Origin of the sequence: Cryobacterium tagatosivorans (genome assembly GCF_004402215.1) — a bacterium.
GTDB classification, from domain to species: Bacteria; Actinomycetota; Actinomycetes; order Actinomycetales; family Microbacteriaceae; genus Cryobacterium; species Cryobacterium tagatosivorans.
On record NZ_SOEZ01000059.1, the window covers coordinates 1 to 15,299 of the forward strand.

The 15,299-nt window shown below is 66.6% G+C and carries 12 protein-coding genes, 1 tRNA gene, 1 other RNA gene and 1 pseudogene; 6 read left to right on the forward strand and 9 right to left on the reverse strand.

All coding sequences use genetic code 11. From position 1 onward, the window contains the following. The 4 genes and pseudogenes from E3O23_RS12040 to ssrA form a co-directional block, all read left to right on the forward strand. Positions 1-454: pseudogene (locus E3O23_RS12040) on the forward strand (hypothetical protein); the annotation flags it as partial. Next, positions 451-1,365: a permease-like cell division protein FtsX gene (gene ftsX / locus E3O23_RS12045; RefSeq protein ID WP_134491345.1), complete on the forward strand. Its 915-nt coding sequence runs from the start codon at positions 451-453 to the stop codon at positions 1,363-1,365. The pseudogene E3O23_RS12040 and the gene ftsX, both read left to right, overlap by 4 nt. A gap of 72 nt (positions 1,366-1,437) precedes the next feature. Further along, positions 1,438-1,914, forward strand: a complete 477-nt coding sequence (gene smpB, locus E3O23_RS12050) for an SsrA-binding protein SmpB (RefSeq protein WP_134491347.1) — start codon at positions 1,438-1,440, stop codon at positions 1,912-1,914. 161 nt (positions 1,915-2,075) lie between these two features. Continuing rightward, positions 2,076-2,451, forward strand: a transfer-messenger RNA (tmRNA) gene (ssrA, locus tag E3O23_RS12055). A 91-nt stretch (positions 2,452-2,542) separates the two neighbouring features. Here the strand turns inward: ssrA and E3O23_RS12060 are convergent. After that, positions 2,543-5,209: a bifunctional YncE family protein/alkaline phosphatase family protein gene (locus tag E3O23_RS12060; protein WP_198415183.1), complete on the reverse strand. Its 2,667-nt coding sequence runs from the start codon at positions 5,207-5,209 to the stop codon at positions 2,543-2,545. On the opposite strand from E3O23_RS12060, the gene E3O23_RS12065 reads away from it, so the two are divergent. Further along, positions 5,166-6,890: a SulP family inorganic anion transporter gene (locus E3O23_RS12065; protein WP_134491349.1), complete on the forward strand. Its 1,725-nt coding sequence runs from the start codon at positions 5,166-5,168 to the stop codon at positions 6,888-6,890. The two genes, E3O23_RS12060 and E3O23_RS12065, sit on opposite strands and share 44 nt — an antisense overlap. Positions 6,891-6,947: 57 nt before the next feature. Here E3O23_RS12065 and E3O23_RS12070 read toward each other — a convergent pair whose 3' ends face one another. The 3 genes from E3O23_RS12070 to E3O23_RS12080 form a co-directional block, all read right to left on the reverse strand. Further along, positions 6,948-8,117 (reverse strand): globin domain-containing protein, encoded by a 1,170-nt coding sequence (locus E3O23_RS12070; RefSeq protein WP_134491351.1) that lies wholly within the window; start codon positions 8,115-8,117, stop codon positions 6,948-6,950. A gap of 106 nt (positions 8,118-8,223) precedes the next feature. Next, entirely contained in the window at positions 8,224-8,673 is a 450-nt protein-coding gene (locus E3O23_RS12075) for an RrF2 family transcriptional regulator (protein WP_134491353.1), read from the reverse strand. A 25-nt stretch (positions 8,674-8,698) separates the two neighbouring features. Continuing rightward, positions 8,699-9,529: an inositol monophosphatase family protein gene (locus E3O23_RS12080; protein WP_134491355.1), complete on the reverse strand. Its 831-nt coding sequence runs from the start codon at positions 9,527-9,529 to the stop codon at positions 8,699-8,701. Between the two features lie 117 nt (positions 9,530-9,646). On the opposite strand from E3O23_RS12080, the gene E3O23_RS12085 reads away from it, so the two are divergent. Continuing rightward, positions 9,647-9,722: transfer RNA gene (locus tag E3O23_RS12085), tRNA-Lys, on the forward strand. Between the two features lie 160 nt (positions 9,723-9,882). On the opposite strand, the gene E3O23_RS12090 is transcribed toward E3O23_RS12085, so the two are convergent. From E3O23_RS12090 to cpaB, 5 genes are read right to left on the reverse strand one after another with little or no spacing between them, the layout of a single operon-like run. After that, the gene (locus E3O23_RS12090) at positions 9,883-10,761 is read right to left on the reverse strand and encodes a type II secretion system F family protein (RefSeq protein WP_134491357.1); all 879 of its coding nucleotides are present in this window, start codon (positions 10,759-10,761) and stop codon (positions 9,883-9,885) included. Between the two features lie 9 nt (positions 10,762-10,770). Continuing rightward, complete coding sequence (locus tag E3O23_RS12095) at positions 10,771-11,727, reverse strand: type II secretion system F family protein (RefSeq protein ID WP_241983460.1); 957 nt, start codon at positions 11,725-11,727, stop codon at positions 10,771-10,773. Continuing rightward, on the reverse strand, positions 11,724-13,208 hold the full coding sequence (locus E3O23_RS12100) for a TadA family conjugal transfer-associated ATPase (protein ID WP_134491359.1): 1,485 nt from the start codon (positions 13,206-13,208) through the stop codon (positions 11,724-11,726). Before E3O23_RS12100 ends, E3O23_RS12095 begins: the two co-directional genes overlap by 4 nt. Continuing rightward, positions 13,205-14,560, reverse strand: coding sequence for a CpaE/TadZ family protein (locus E3O23_RS12105; RefSeq protein ID WP_134491361.1), 1,356 nt, complete (start codon positions 14,558-14,560; stop codon positions 13,205-13,207). Before E3O23_RS12105 ends, E3O23_RS12100 begins: the two co-directional genes overlap by 4 nt. Beyond that, complete coding sequence (gene cpaB / locus E3O23_RS18170; RefSeq protein WP_166790497.1) at positions 14,557-15,294, reverse strand: Flp pilus assembly protein CpaB; 738 nt, start codon at positions 15,292-15,294, stop codon at positions 14,557-14,559. The genes E3O23_RS12105 and cpaB overlap by 4 nt, the downstream gene beginning before the upstream one ends. Between the last annotated feature and the right edge of the window lie 5 nt (positions 15,295-15,299).

Below are 15,299 nucleotides of genomic sequence, written 5' to 3' on the forward strand. Positions count from 1 at the left end.
ACCCGCCGCCCCTGCGCCCGCGCGCGGCATCGCGGCGGCCGCGGCCGCACCGGAGAGCGCTCGCGAGTCCGTCCAGCCGGCGGAACAGCCGCGGCCCGCAGCGGCCGACACGCCGGCCTCGACCCCGACCTCGTCCCAGCCCCTGACCTTCCCCCCCGCCGCGGTGCCCCGTTCGGACCCGGCCCGCGTTGCCGCGGCCCACGAGCCGGCGACCATCGCGGCGACGGCCCGCGACACCGGGATGCCCGTTCCGCACGTCGACCCGCCCGAGCCGACCGACGCCCAGCCGACCGACGCCGAGGCGGCGGACGCCGGCGCGATGACCCGGCCGGTGATCCCGGTGACCCAGCACGACGCTCCTGAGCAGCTCACGCTCGCCGAGAAGCTCGGGCTGCGAGCCCCCGGCGAGAAACCCGATCCGACCGGTGAGCAGAACGTGGGGCCGACCCGATGAGGCTCGCACTGGTGCTCTCCGAGGCGGCCCACGGCCTGCGGCGCAACGCGTCGATGGTCGTCTCGGTCGTGCTCGTGACCTTCATTTCGCTCACCTTCGTTGGCGCGGCAATCCTCATGCAGATGCAAGTCGGCCAGATGAAGAACTTCTGGTACGAAAAGGCCCAGGTCGGCATCTACATGTGCACGGCCATCTCGCCCGGCGACACCTGCGTCGCGGGAGAAGCGACCAAGGAACAGATCGACGCCGTCACGGCGCAGCTCGAGTCGCCCACCCTCTCGCCGTTCGTCGACAAGTACTACTTCGAGACCCACGAACAGGCCTTCGAGAACTTCAAGAAGCAGTTCGCCGGGAACCCGGTGGCCGAGTACGTCACGGCCGACCAGCTCAACCAGACCTTCTGGGTGAACCTGAAGGACCCGGCGCAGTCAGACGTCCTCGTGGAAAGCCTGTCCGGCGTGGCCGGCGTCGAGAACGTCGCGGACCAGCGTAAATACCTGGACCAGATCTTCTCCGTGCTCAACACGGCCAGCTACACGGCGATCGGCATCGCCGCGCTCATGCTCGTGGCGGCGGCTCTCCTGATTGCCACGACGATCCGCCTCTCCGCCTTCTCGCGCAGGCGGGAGCTCGGGATCATGCGCCTGGTCGGCGCGTCGAACCGGTTCATCCAGACGCCGTTCATCCTGGAGGGCGTCTTCGCCGCCCTGCTCGGGTCGTTGCTGGCCGGGGGCGCGATCGTGGCGATCGTGAACTGGTTCGTGCAGGGCTACCTGGGCGCGAGGCTCAAGGGCTTCTCGCTGGTGGGTATCGATGACGCGCTGGTGGTGCTGCCGATCCTGCTTGTCGTCGGCGCGGTGCTGGCCGCGTTCTCCGCAAACTTCGCCATCACCCGTTACCTCAAGGTCTGACCCGGCGCTCAGGCTAGACTGATGGGCTGCCGGGCTTCCGCCCGGCGCCCAGAACCGATCGAGGAGTGCGTCGTGCCCAGGGAAAGTGGCGAGAAGGTCGTAGCGACCAACCGCAAGGCGCGCCACGACTATCTGATCGAGGACACCTTCGAGGCCGGGATGGTCCTCAGCGGCACCGAGGTCAAGTCCCTCCGCGCCGGCCGTGCGTCGCTCGTCGACGGCTACGCGTTCATCGAGTCCGGCGAGGCCTGGCTCGACGCCGTGCACATCCCGGAGTACACCGGCGGCAGCTGGACGAATCACCCTCCCCGGCGCAAGCGCAAGCTCCTGCTGCACAAGCAGGAGATCATCAAGATCAGCCACAAAACCAAAGAGGGCGGCTACACGCTCGTCCCGCTCAAGATCTACTTCAAGGATGGCCGGGCGAAGGTGGAAATCGCCGTCGCCAAGGGCAAGAAGGAGTACGACAAGCGCCAGGCCCTGCGGGAACGCCAGGACAAGCGCGAGTCCGACCGGGCCATCTCCGCACGCCGGAACCTCGGCGACTGACTTCTCCGCGAAGGAGCGGAAATAGATCCGCACACACTTGTGTTGTACAGTGAAGGTCGCATCCGGGCCGAAAGGTTCCGGGTTCGAATTTGGAAACTCAACAGCGTGTGACAGTCACCCACTCCCGTGCCGACGGCCAGCCGACGGAACAGGGGAACCATGGGGATGATCGGTTTCGACATTGTTTGCGCAATTGTGAGAAGCGGGTCGAGGATGCAGGGTTATCTCGTAAACGATCTCTGCAAAACAATAAGTGCCAATTCAAAGCGCACTGACTTCGCTCTCGCTGCCTAAGCGAAAGCACTAACGAAGTCCGCCAGACCGGGAATGCTCTCTACCCGGATCCTGACGCCATTTAGAGAGATTGCTTCTACATTGAGCCGCGGGGTGTAGGGGGACTTAAACGAGGGCTGGGCTCGTCGGAATAGATGCCAGTGGCAAATTCCGGGGCCGAGTAAAACGACTTCACTGGATACACCCGTAGAAGGCATATGACCACAGCAGTGGACCGGGGTTCAATTCCCCGCATCTCCACCATCGGTGGGCTGTCACACGCAGTTGAGAGAGGGCCCGGGATCATTGAGATCCCGGGCCCTCTCCGTTCTAACCCTCTCTGTTCACGAGGCCCCTACTGGCCGTCGCCGTCGGCGTCGCCGGGCCTGGATACCGAGCCCGAGCCGATGACATGGTGCTGGGGGACCGGCATGGCCGACTTGTCACCTCGAACGGATTTCCAGATGGCCTGGTTGTAGAGCTGCTCGTCGATCTTGTCCTCGGTGGTCGTGTTTTGGCTCTCCACCTCCGTCGCCAGCGGGGCGTTGGCGCCATTCACCGTTGTCATGTCGTACGGGGGACGCACCACGGAATAGGAAGATTCATTTGGCGTGCTGGTGAACGAGGCACTCATCGGCGTTGCAAACGCGTCGAACTGAGTCAGCGGCGCAATGCCGGCGAGCAGCCCTATCGTGCGAACCATGGACGCCGTGCTGTAGAACGTTGAATCGACCTTGCCTGTCTGCGTGTATGGGCTGATCGCCAGGGCCAGGGTCCGGTGCGCATCGACGTGGTCTGGGCCATTCTGCGCGTCATCCTCGGTCACGAAGATCGCCGTGTCCTTCCAGATCTTGGAGTGGGAGACGGTGTCGACCAACTGGCCCAGGGCGAAATCGTTGTCCGCGACGTATGCCTTCGGAGTCGGTTTCCCTGCCCTGGTGGCCTGCGTGTGGTCGTTCGGCAGCCGGACGAACTGCACGGAAGGAACCGTGCCGGACGCCACATTCGCCGTGAAGTCCTTGGTCCACTCGTCCACCCGCGGGGTTCCACAGTCGGCCTTCAGCGGCGTGAATGTGTCGGAGGAATCAGGGCAGTTGAGGTCGTAGCCGTGATAGTCGTGGTCCGTCTGGGCGTCGAGCACCGGGTCGGGTGCGGTGAATGAGCCACCGGTATTGCTGACGAAGAAGCCGTAGTTGCGGAAACTCACGCCAGCCTTCGCCAGGCGCTGCCACACGTACGTGTTGTCCGGTTCCTGCGCCGCGTTTTCCGGGGCGGCGTTCTCGCTCGGGTACGGAGCCTTGCGGCCGGAGTAGTTCGCCGGCCACATCTGCTCCGCGTACGGATTCGAGTTCGCCGATGCCACCCAGTTCCAGCCGTTGGCGCTCACCTCGGCGTCCGCGTAGAAATTGTCGATGGTAGTGAACTGCTTCGAGAGGCGGCGGAAGTTCGGCGCGGATTCATCGCCGAAGAGGTTCAGCGAGGGATCGCCGTTGCCGCGGCCAAGACTCCCGAGTACCTGGTCGTAGGTGCGGTTCTCCTTGACGATGTAGATCACGTGCTTTATCGGACTCGCCTGACCGGGCCGGCGGGGGATCACCTCTCCCGAGGCGGTGCTCGACCGGTTGTTGCTTGCAACCTGCGCGGTGGCCCGCTGCAGCTTGTCCCCGGTGGGAACGGCGAAACTGCTGAGTGTGCCGACAATCATGGACCCGCTGTACTGGTTCTCGGCTGTCCCGGTCGTGGATTCGGGGTTGGGGTGACCTGGTCCGTTGTTCGGACCGGCGCCGAGTCCCTTGGCGTTCGTGACGTGCAGACTGCCGCCGGCGAAGGCCAGCGAGGTGGGGTACCAGCCCACCGGCACGACTCCCGTGACCGTGCGGGTGGCGAGACTGATCACTGCGACGTCGTTATTGCCTGAATTGCTCACAAACAGGCGACCGCCCTGGTCGTCCAGCGCCAGACCGGTCGGATTCGAGCCGATCGGCGCGTTCTTGTACGGCGCCAGGCCGATCGGCGATGACGTGCCCGCCTCGAGGTCCACTACCGACACAGAGTCGGCGTCGCCGTTGGCCACGTAGAGCGTCTTGCCGTCCCTGGACAGCACCGACTTGTTCGGGTGCAGCCCAACTTCGAGCGTGCCGGTAACCGTGGGAGCGGCGGCCGTGATGTTCACAACGGACACGGTCTTGGCGCCCTGGTTCGTTACGTAGGCCGTTCGGCCGTCCGGGGACACGGCGACCGAGAGGGGACGGTGGCCGACCGAGGTCGTGCTGACGGTGCCGGTCGCAAGATCGACCACCGACACGGCGTCGGCCAGTTGATCTGCGACGACGAGTCGCTTTCCGTCCGGGGTCAGGGCAAGTCCCGCCGGGAACAGGGTTAGCGCCAGCCCATCCGGGTTCTTGGTGGGTAGCTGGATGGCCGGGCCCTCCGTGAGCTTCCCCGCGCTATACGAGTACGTTCGGATCTTCGAGTTTGCGGCCGCACTGGCATAAGCGTGGGTGCCGTCGGCGCTCCAGGCCAGGCCCATGTAGAGCGATTCCGGGGAGGTGTACTTGAGCGTCTGATCGACCTTGTGGTTGGCGGTATTCACAAGTTGCAGGGACTGCGTGCCCTGGCCGTTGTTGGTCACGAGGAGTTTCTTGCCGTCGGGGGAGAGTGCGGAGTTCAGGGGCAGATCGCCCAGCCGGGTTTGCAGGCCGGCGGGGGTGACCCGCTGGCCGACGGGAGTGGTTGCCGTGCCGTCCGGATGGGGGCCAGCGATAGTGGGGACGATTGCCGCGGCGGCGATCCCGCCAACCAGGGCGAATGCGAGTATTCCAAGTGGTCCTGCGTATTTTTTTATCATCACTCTGGAGGCTAGAAGTCTCGGCAAACTCACAGACAGTCTTCGGCGTAACTCCAGATGAACAACGGGATGACGTTTCTGTATTCGCGGCTGACCCGATGCGCCAAAATAGGGCCGTGGAACGAACTGCATGACTGCCAATTGGCTGCGGAAATCAGTGCCGGGAATCGACACGGCGCTCCGCTACCGGCGCGCGTGGTTGCTTCCCGACCTCCGCGCGGGAGTCGTACTAACTGCGCTGCTTATCCCGGTCGGCATCGGCTACGCCGAGGTCGCCGGGCTCCCGCCGGAGACGGGTCTGTACGCCACGATCATCCCCTTGCTCGCCTATGCCCTGTTCGGGCCATCGCGAATCCTGGTGCTCGGCCCGGATTCGGCGTTGGCGCCGATCATCGCGGCCGCCATCCTGCCCCTGGCCCTCGGCGATAACGTGCGCGCTGTCGCGCTCGCCGGGCTGCTGGGGATAATGGTCGGGCTGATTCTTGCGCTGGGTGGCGTCCTGCGCCTCGGGTTCGTGACCGACCTGCTCTCCAAGCCCATTCGGGTTGGCTACCTCAACGCGCTCGGACTGCTGGTAATCGTCTCGCAGCTGCCGACGTTCTTCGGTTTCTCCATCTCGTCGGAGTCGCCGTTCAAGGACGCCGCCGCCATCGTGTCCGGCATCGCCGGCGGCCAGGTCAACACGACCGCGCTGTTGTTCGGCCTGGGTTCACTGGCCGTCATCCTCGTGCTTTCCTGGGCAAAGACACGGATCCCAGGGGTTCTCGCCGCTGTCGTGCTCGCGACCGCGTTCACCGCCGCGTTCGGGCTGCAGGAGGCGCTGCCCGTCGTCGGGGCCCTTCCCCAGGGGCTCCCGGCGCCCGCGCTCGGCGGTCTGCGCTGGGCGGATGTCGGCGCGCTGGTTGTCCCCGCCCTCGGTATCGCCCTCATCGCCTTTGCCGACACCGCCGTCCTGTCGCGCACGTTTGCCGCCCGCCGCGGTGAAAACGTCGACGGCAGCCAGGAAATGGCGGCGATCGGAGTGTCGAACATCGCGGGCGGACTGCTCGGCGGCTTCCCCATCTCGGCGTCCTCCTCGCGCACCCCCGTCGCGGAGAGCGCCGGGGCGCGGACGCAACTCACCGGTATCGTCGGGGCACTGCTCCTCGTCGTATTCATCCTGCTCGCCCCCGGTCTCACCGACTACCTGCCATCGGCCAGCATCGCCGCGGTCGTCATGGTCGCCGCTGCCGGGCTGATCGACGTCACGGGTTTCTTTGCGCTCGTGCGCATGAACAAAATCGACGCGGCGCTGTCGCTCGCGGCCTTCCTCGGCGTTCTGGTTGTCGGTGTGATCGAGGGCATCGGTGTGGCGATCATCCTGTCGCTCGGAGCGTTCGTCGCGTACGCCTGGCGGCCGTACCGGGCCGAGCTCGGTCGGATTCGGGGCCGCCGCGGCTACCACGACCTCTCGCGGCACCCGGAGGGTGAGCGGCTGCCCGGCATCGTCATCGTGCGCTTTGACGCGCCGCTCTTCTTCGCCAACGGGGGGATCTTCGACAATTACGTGCGTGCCACGGTCGCGGCGGCAGGCCGCGACCTGCACACGGTCATCCTCGCGGCCGAGCCCATCACCGACATCGACACGACCGCCATCGACGAACTGCTCGAACTCGACGATTTCCTCGCCTCTCGCGGGATCACCCTGATCTTCGCCGAGATGAAAGGCCCTGTGAAAGACCATCTGCGGGATTACGGGCTGAGCGGCCGGTTTCCCCCCGAGCGGTTCGCGGCCACGGTGGGGGAGGCGGTCGATGAAACCACGGGAACACTGAGGGGTGACCTCGAAGGCACCGAATGGGACAGTGAGCCCTGATACGCGGAACGGGTCAGGCGCAGAAACGCCTGACCCCGTTGGTGGAAATGTGACGAGCTAGACGCCCGCGCCGGCGAGCCAGAGGTCCGGGCCGAAGATCTCGTAGTGGATGCGCTCGGCCGGCACGCCGGACTTGAGCGCCTGCGAGCGGAGGCTGCGCATGAACGGCAGCGGGCCGCAGAGGTAGACCGACGCGTTCTCGGGGATCGTCACGCCGTCCAGGGACATGAAGCCGTCGTGGGCGCCCTCGCTCGGGATCTCGAGCCAGAGTTCCAGCTCCGCCGCCTCGAGGAGGGCGACATCCTCGTTCATCTGGTCCCGCAGGGCCCAGCGCTCGAGGGTGCTCTCGGCGTGCAGCACGATGACCTCGCGCTTGGAATCGCTCTCCACGAGCGAGCGCAGGATCGAGGCGCTCGGGGTGCAGCCGATGCCGGCCGAGGCCAGGATCAGCGGGCTGTCGCCCTCGATCAGGGTGATGTCGCCGCACGGGTTGGACAGGATCAGCGTGTCGCCGATCTGCACGTCTCGGTGCAGGGCAGGGGAAACCTCGCCGTCGGCGTCCAGCTTCGTCGTGAAGACGCGGGTGGTGGCCGTTCCGGCCGAGAGCGAGTACTGGCGCACCTGGCGGATGCCGTCGGGCATCCCCACGGTGACGCTCACGTACTGGCCGGGCAGGGCGGGCGAGACCGGCGTGTCGTCGGCCGGTTCGAGAGTGAAGGTCAGCGCGTCGGTCCCGGCCGGCTCCTTGCCGATGACGCGCCACGGCGCCAGCGGCTTGTCGTTGGCGGCTCCGGTGTACAGGCCCATTTCGAGCTTGATCAGGGCGTGGGCCATGAGCCAGTAGACCTCGGTCCAGGCGCCGGCGATTTCCGCCGTGATGACGTCACTGAGTTCGTCGGCGATGGCCTCGAAGAGGTACTTGTAGACGACGTCGTACTGCTCCGGCTGGATGTCCAGGGAGACGTGCTTGTGGGCGATGCGGGACAGCATGGCTTCCGGCGTGGTGTCCGGGTTGCTGACCAGGTGTGTGGCGAAGACCGCGATGCTGCCGGCCAGTGCCTGCTGCTGCGAGCCGTTCTTCTGGTTGGAGCGGCTGAAAAGCCCGTCGAAAAGTTCGGGGTGAGCGGCGAACATCCGGCGGTAGAAGTTCTTCGCGATTGCGGGCATGCGCTCACCGACCAAGGGAAGAGTGGCTTCGATGAGGGGGAGGGACTGGGTCGAGAGCATGCTGTCTCCTTTGTTTCTGGGGTGTCCTCCTAAAGTAGCATTTCAAATACTTATTTATGGACGAGCGCCCGTTCACAGCCCTTCCGGGCGGGGGAGAAGGAGGCGCTCAGTCCGGCGGGCGGAGGCCCAGGGTCAGGGATACCGGCTGGTTTGACCGGTTCCGGGGGAGCTCGGAAATCACGATGTCGTCGAGTGCGGCGTAGAAGGCTTCCCGGGCGCGTCGCAGGGCAGCGCGCAGGCCGCAGCCGTCGATGAGCGGGCATACGCCGTCCGGAGTTTCGCAGTCCGCGAGATCGACGCGGCTGTCGAGCTGGCGCAGGACCCAGCCGACCGTGGCCAGGCGTCCCGCGTCGCTGATCCGCACTCCGCCAGAGCGTCCGCGCACGGCCTCGATCAGGCCCAACTCCCGAAGCCTGATGATGGCCTTGCTGACGTGGTTGTACGGTGTGCCGACCTGCCGGGCGATGGCCCGGGTGGTCTCCAGCTCGGACGCGGGCGTGGCGGAGAGGAGCATGATGATGCGCAGGCACACATCGGAGAAAGCATTGATCCTCATGGATACAGCGTAGAGGTGAACGCTGCTAAAGGCTGGGGCGCCCCGGCTCCGCCGCCTTCAGCACCTCGAGTGCGGCCTCGTGCAGCACGCCGTTGGTGGCCAGGGCGCTGCCGTGCCAGGGGCCGTCCCGCCCGTCGACCGAGGTGAACCGCCCGCCTGCTTCCTGCACGATCGGCACGAGCGCGGCCATGTCGTAGGGCTGCAGGTCGAACTCGCCGGCGATGTCGAGGTGCCCCTCGGCGAGCAGCATGTACGACCACATGTCGCCGTACGCGCGCGTGCGCCAGACTCGGCGGGAGAGGGCGATGAGGGAGTCGAGCCGTCCGGCCGAGTCCCACTGCTGGATGCTGTTGTAGCTGAGTGACGCGTCGTCGAGCGTCGACACCCCGGAGACCCGGAGGCGCTCCGGCGCGGCAGTGGGAGTGCGCTCGTCGAGCATCCAGGCGCCGCCGCCCGTGCGCGCCCACCACCGCTTGCCGAGGGCGGGGGCGCTGACGACCCCGACGACCGGGACGCCGTCGACCGCCAGGGCGATGAGGGTCGCCCAGATCGGGATTCCGCGCAGGAAGCCGGCGGTGCCGTCGATCGGGTCGATGATCCACTGCCTGGAGCCGGACCCCTCGGCGCCGTACTCCTCGCCGAGGATGCCGTCGCCCGGCCGGCGTTCGGCGAGACCGGCGCGAATGGCGCGCTCGACGGCCTGGTCGGCATCCGTCACCGGGGTGCGATCCGGCTTCGTCGTGATCACCAGGTCGAGGGCGTGGAAGCGCTCCCGGGAGATGGCGTCGGCCCGGTCGGCGAGCTCGAGGGCCAGGGCGAGGTCGTCATCGAGCGAGGGGTTCAGGGGTTCGGTCACGCTCCCAAGGATAGTAATCCGGGGCGACTCACCCGAACGCGCCCTCGATTGGCGAACTGCGCGTTCGTGGTGTTATTGTTGGTCTTCGGTTCGGGTTACAGCCCGAACCGAAAGTATGCACCTCTAGCTCAATTGGCAGAGCAACTGACTCTTAATCAGTGGGTTCCCGGTTCAAGTCCGGGGGGGTGCACCACTCGCAGAAGGCCCGGCCCGCATTGCGGCCCGGGCCTTCTGCCTATCGCCTTCTCATCTTCGTCTTCGGGACTGAGTCGCGGAGAAAGTACCTTCGTTCTGCAATTGAAGGTACTTTGTCCGCAAGTCAGGGGAGGGGCCTCCTCCAGCTGCGAGTTCGGCTACGAGAACGCCTTGATGATCCCGAGCACGGCCGGCGTGAGCAGCACGATGAACAGCACCGGCAGGATGCAGAACACGAGCGGGAAGAGAACCTTGACCGGAACCTTCATAGCCTTCTCTTCGGCCCTCTGGCGGCGGCGCAGGCGCATCTCGGCGGCCTGGATGCGGAGGACATCGGCAATCGCGAGGCCGTAGGCGTCCGCCTGGATGATCGAGCGCGTGAAGCGCCGCAGGTCCGGCGACGAGGTGCGCTCGCTGAAGGACTCATAGGCGTCCTTGCGCGCCCGGCCGATGCTCATGTCCTGCAGCGTGCGAATGAACTCTTCGGCCAGGGGACCCTTGCCGTTCGTGGCGGCCTTGGCCATGGCCGACTCGAATCCGAGACCGGCTTCCACGGCGATGGTCATCTGGTCCAGCGTGTCGGCGAGGGCGTTCTGGATCTTCTCCTGCCGTTCCAGCGCCCTGCTGTAGATGAGGAGGTCGGGCACGAAGAAGGACAGCGTGACGACGAAGGCACCGAGGGCGAAGCGTGGCAGGACAGGATCGCCACTGATCCACCACCAGGAAACCAGGAGTGCGACGATGGCCAGCACTGGCTTGGCCATCAGTATCCTGTCGACAGTCCAGGCAGGCGGGCGCCCCGCGAGCACCACCTGGCGGTCGAGCATGCCGATGTAGCCCTTCGGTGCAATGTCGCGCATCGTCGTGCCGAGTGTGACGCCGGGAGAAACGGGACGCGAGGTGACCGTTTGCCCCCCGGTGGGCGAGGTATCCGTGGTTCGCTGTGTCCTCCGGCCGCCAACGAGTATCCCAACGAGGGCGCCGAATCCGCCGGCAATGGCGACGGAGGCGAGAATGGCAATGACTGTGGGTGGCATGAGGTCCTCCTAGAACTTCACCTTGACGACGGCCATCATCCACAATGAGCCGACGATGAGCAGTACGAGGGCGAGGGCCAGGGCGGCAACGCCCCAGACGCTGTCGAAGAAGCCATTGAAATAGTTCGGCTGGGTCAGTATCAGGAAAGTGAACACGCCGATCGGCAGCAGGATGAGCACCCAGGCGGACATCTTGCCCTCGGCGGCCAGCGCCTTCACCTGCCTGCGGATCTCGTTGCGCTCCCGGATCGTGTGGCCCACCCGGTCGAGCACCTGCGACAGGTTGCCGCCCACCTCACGGTTGATGGCGATCGCCTGGGCGACCCACTGGAAATCATCGCTGTGCATCCGTTGAGCCGTGGTGTCCAGTGCTTCGCCCAGGTCGCGACCGATTCGGGTCTCGTTCACGACCCGGGCGAATTCTTCGGATGTCGGCGATTCCGTCTCCTGGGAGACGGCGTCGACCGCGCGGAGCAGGCTGTGCCCCGCCCGGAGCCCGCCGGCCAGCAGGCCGAGGGACTCGTCGAGCTGGTCGGCGAACTTCGCCCGCCGTGCCGCGGTGCGAATGGCCAGGGTGACCTTCGCGCCGATGGGCGCGAGGGCAGCCAGGGTGACCATGAGCGGCACCCCCAACCCGTTCTCGCTGCCGAGCAGCAGGCCCAGGAGAGCCAGCATGATCGATGCGGTGACCACCAGGAGCACGAAGCCGGAGGGCTGCATGCGGATGTTGGCCTGCTCCAGTTCCGAGGCGCTGAAGGGCGCCTTGCCGCGACGGCGGATGGCCTTGTCGATCGCCGCGGTGGTCTGATCCGTCATCCGGGTCAGGGCGGTCGTCTCCACGGCGCCGGGCGCGCGGCGCCGTTCCAGGGGAATGTGCGGCCGGGGCGGCGCGATCACCAGGAAGACGATGACGAGCAGGGCGATCAGGCCGATCGCGATGCCGACGTAGAGGATCATGGGATTCATCGGGCTGCCTTTGTGTGGAGTTCGGCCTGGAAGACACTGGCGGCGAGGTCGATGCCCATTTCCTTGAACTTGTCCGCGAAGCGCGGCCGCACTCCGGTCGCGACGGCGTGGCCCAGGAATCGGCCGTCGTCGTCGACGCCGGCGCTGTAGTCGAAGATGAAGGCGTCTTGCAGGGTGACGACGTCACCCTCCATGCCCTGCACCTCGGTCACGTGGGTGACCCGACGGGTGCCGTCCTTGAGCCGGGTGATCTGCACGATCACGTCGACGGCGGAGGCGATCTGCTCGCGGATCGCGCGCAAGGGAATGTCCATTCCGGCCATCAGCACCAGGGTTTCCAGCCGGGCGATCGCGTCGCGCGGCGAGTTGCAGTGCACCGTCGAGATGGATCCCTCGTGGCCGGTGTTCATGGCCTGCAGCATGTCGAGGGTCTCGCCGCCGCGGCACTCACCGATCACGATGCGGTCGGGGCGCATCCGGAGGGAGTTGCGCACCAGGTCACGGATGGTGATCTCGCCCTTGCCCTCGATGTTCGAGGGGCGAGACTCGAGCCGGATGACGTGTTCCTGCTGAAGCTGCAACTCGACCGCATCCTCAATGGTGATGATGCGCTCCTCCTCCGGAATATAGGCGGAGAGCACGTTGAGCAGGGTCGTCTTGCCCGTTCCAGTGCCGCCAGAGACGATGATGTTCAGCCTGGCCTTGACGCAGGCGTCGAGCACCCTGGCCATGTCGGGGCTCAGGGTGCCGAACCCGATCAGGTCATGCGCGGTGAACGGCTCCCGGGCGAATTTCCGGATCGTCAGCGACGAGCCGTCGACCGCCAGCGGCGGGATGATCGCGTTGACGCGCGAGCCGTCGGCGAGCCGGGCGTCGACCAGGGGCGACGATTCGTCGATGCGGCGACCCACCTTGGAGACGATCCGCTCGATCACCCGGCGCAGCTGGGCTTCGCTCGTGAACCGGGCCTCGCTGAGGCTCAGCCGGCCGTGGCGCTCGACGAAGATCTGCTCATGGCCGTTGACCATGATCTCGGTGACGGCGTCATCCTTGAGCATCACCTCGAGGGGACCGTAGCCCAGGACGTCCGCGCCGATTTCCAGGATGAGCCTGGCCCGTTCCTCTGCGCTCAGCGGCACCTGCTCGGCCGAGACGATGTTGCTCAGCTCGGTGCGCGCGTAGGCGTGCAGCTGTTCTTCGCTGAGGCTCGAATCGTTCAGCCGGGACCCGATCCGCTCGAACAGCTCCTGCGCCGCCCTCTCCTTGATCTCGGCGAGGGGGTCGACCGGGGGCGGAGTCGCGGGCTTGGCCACGGGCTTCACGACGGGCGCGCGCTCGGGCACGGCGTCTTGAAGCGGATCCCGGACGGCGGAAACCGACATTTCGTCGATCGGTTTCGGCTTGGTGAACATCGACGGCCGCTTCTCCAGGAGATGCTGGGGCCCCTGGCGCACCGCATCGACTCGCTCGTTTAGTCTCATGCCACAACTACCCTTCGGTGTCGGCGACCGCTCGTCAGTGAAGCGGTCGGGTCGAATCGATGTACCAGCGCGTTCAGCGCCCTGGTTGCCGGATCGCGGCTGCCCTCGGTAAGAAGGGGGAGGCCCCGGTTTGTCGAGATTGCGATCAGGTTGGAGCGCCTGATCGCGATGTCGACCGGCACTCCGATTGTTGCCTCCACGTCGCGAACGGACATACCGCCGGCCCGGTCGCCGAGGTTCAGGACGATATGGCGCGAGGCCGGCATGATGCCGATGCCGGCCAGGATGGCCAGCTCCTTGCGCAGCCCGCGAATGCTGGGCACGGACATGTCGCAGACCATGACGGCGTCGGTGGCGAGTTCGAGGGCAGCCAGGGCATGGTCGCCGAGGCCCGGTGCCGTGTCGACGATGACGTAGGCGAAGACCTCGGCTAGCTGCTTGAGCAGGATGCTCAGCTGGTCTCCGGTGACGCGGTCGCCCTCGTCGGGCGTGTCGGCCCCGCAGACAACGTAGAAGCCGCTCGGGTGCGGGGTGAGGTAGGTCTTGAGAACCATGGTGTCGGTCGGGACCACACCCGTGACGACATCGGGGAGCGTGTGGGACGGGACCAGGGACAGGGCCGTCGCCACGTCGCCGAACTGCACGTCCGCGTCGACCAGCACCACTCCCAGCGGGGCGTCCCTGGCCAGCCCGACGGCCAGGTTCGTGGCGATCGTCGTCTTGCCGACTCCGCCCTTGGCCGAGACGACGGCGATCACATGGCCGGGCAGCCCGGCGGCCACGCCAACATCGGCGGCGCCCGAATCGGAGTCGGGCTCGTTGTCGGATTCGATGCCGGACTCCGGGTCGCCGTCGAGGCCGGGTTCGGCTTCCGGTTCGAGCTCGGGGACCAGCTCGAGCCGGGGCGCGCCCTGCGGGGCGGTGTCGACCCCGATGTCGGGTTCGGTCTCTGCCGGGGAGTGGATGCTGCGTTCCATGGGGGACTCCAGTCGGGCGTCCGGGCGACGGACGGGGGCGAAAAGCTTCGACCTGCCGGTGCCAGGCCAAGGGAGCTGGTGCGGACTTGCGGCGGTGGCGCCGCCGCCGATTGCGGCGACGGCCCTGGCCATGACGATGCCCACCCCGGGGAAGAGCCGGGAGAGCCCGGCGGAGAGTTCGAAGGCGCGCTGGTCCGAGAGGAGCGGCCCGATCAGGGCCACATCCGGTCGGTCCGCCGCCCCCAGCCTGCCGAGCACCGCGAGGGGGCCGAAAGGCTGCGAGCGCCTCGCCATCAGGTCGATGCCAGTGCCGAGGAGGGCGTGGGCCCTGGCCTCGAATTGATGGCTGTGCCCGATGAGGAGGAGGCGGTTCACTGGAACACGTCTCCAGCCTGGACGACCTTCGAGCCCGTCTCACTGGCTTCCTTCGGCTCGATGGTCAGCCAGACCGCTCCGAACTGCTGTCCCCAGACGATCTTCTCGATGTCGGGAGTGGTGCGGGCCAGGGTCACCATGACCTCGCCGACCGGCTCGGAGGTGGTCTCCGCATCCTTCGCCGGGGGCGTCTGGGTTCCCTCGTGCACCGCTGTCACCAGTACCTTGTGGAAGACCTGCTTGGCCATCGAGACCTCTTCGGTGGATCCACCGACCTTCACGGTGGCCGCGACCACGATGCCGACGGTGTCGCCGGCTTTGACGGTTCCGCCAACGATCCGTTCGACGGGCAGGGCGATCGTCAGGGCCTGCATGCCGTCCGGCAGCGAGACGTCGCCGCGGGCGGCGAGGTCGGCGGGGTCGACCCAGCGAGAGGCGATCAGCTGCTCACCCGGCATCAGGGTGGCGTCCGCGACGGTTCCGGCCAGGGCCGTGAGCTTCATGACCCGATCCGGAACGGCGGCAATCGCGGGGAGCTGCTTCACGGTGATGAAATCGGTGATGTCCGCGGCCGCCGTGCCCTCGGGTATCTCCTGGGTGACAACGTAGACGGGCACGAACTGGGCGCCGTCGGCCGCGCGGGCATCGGCGCCGCGCACGTATCCGGTGAGCACCACGGTGCCGGCCAGCGCGAGCACGATCGCGACAATGGCTCCAATGAGTCGGGTTTTCATGACAT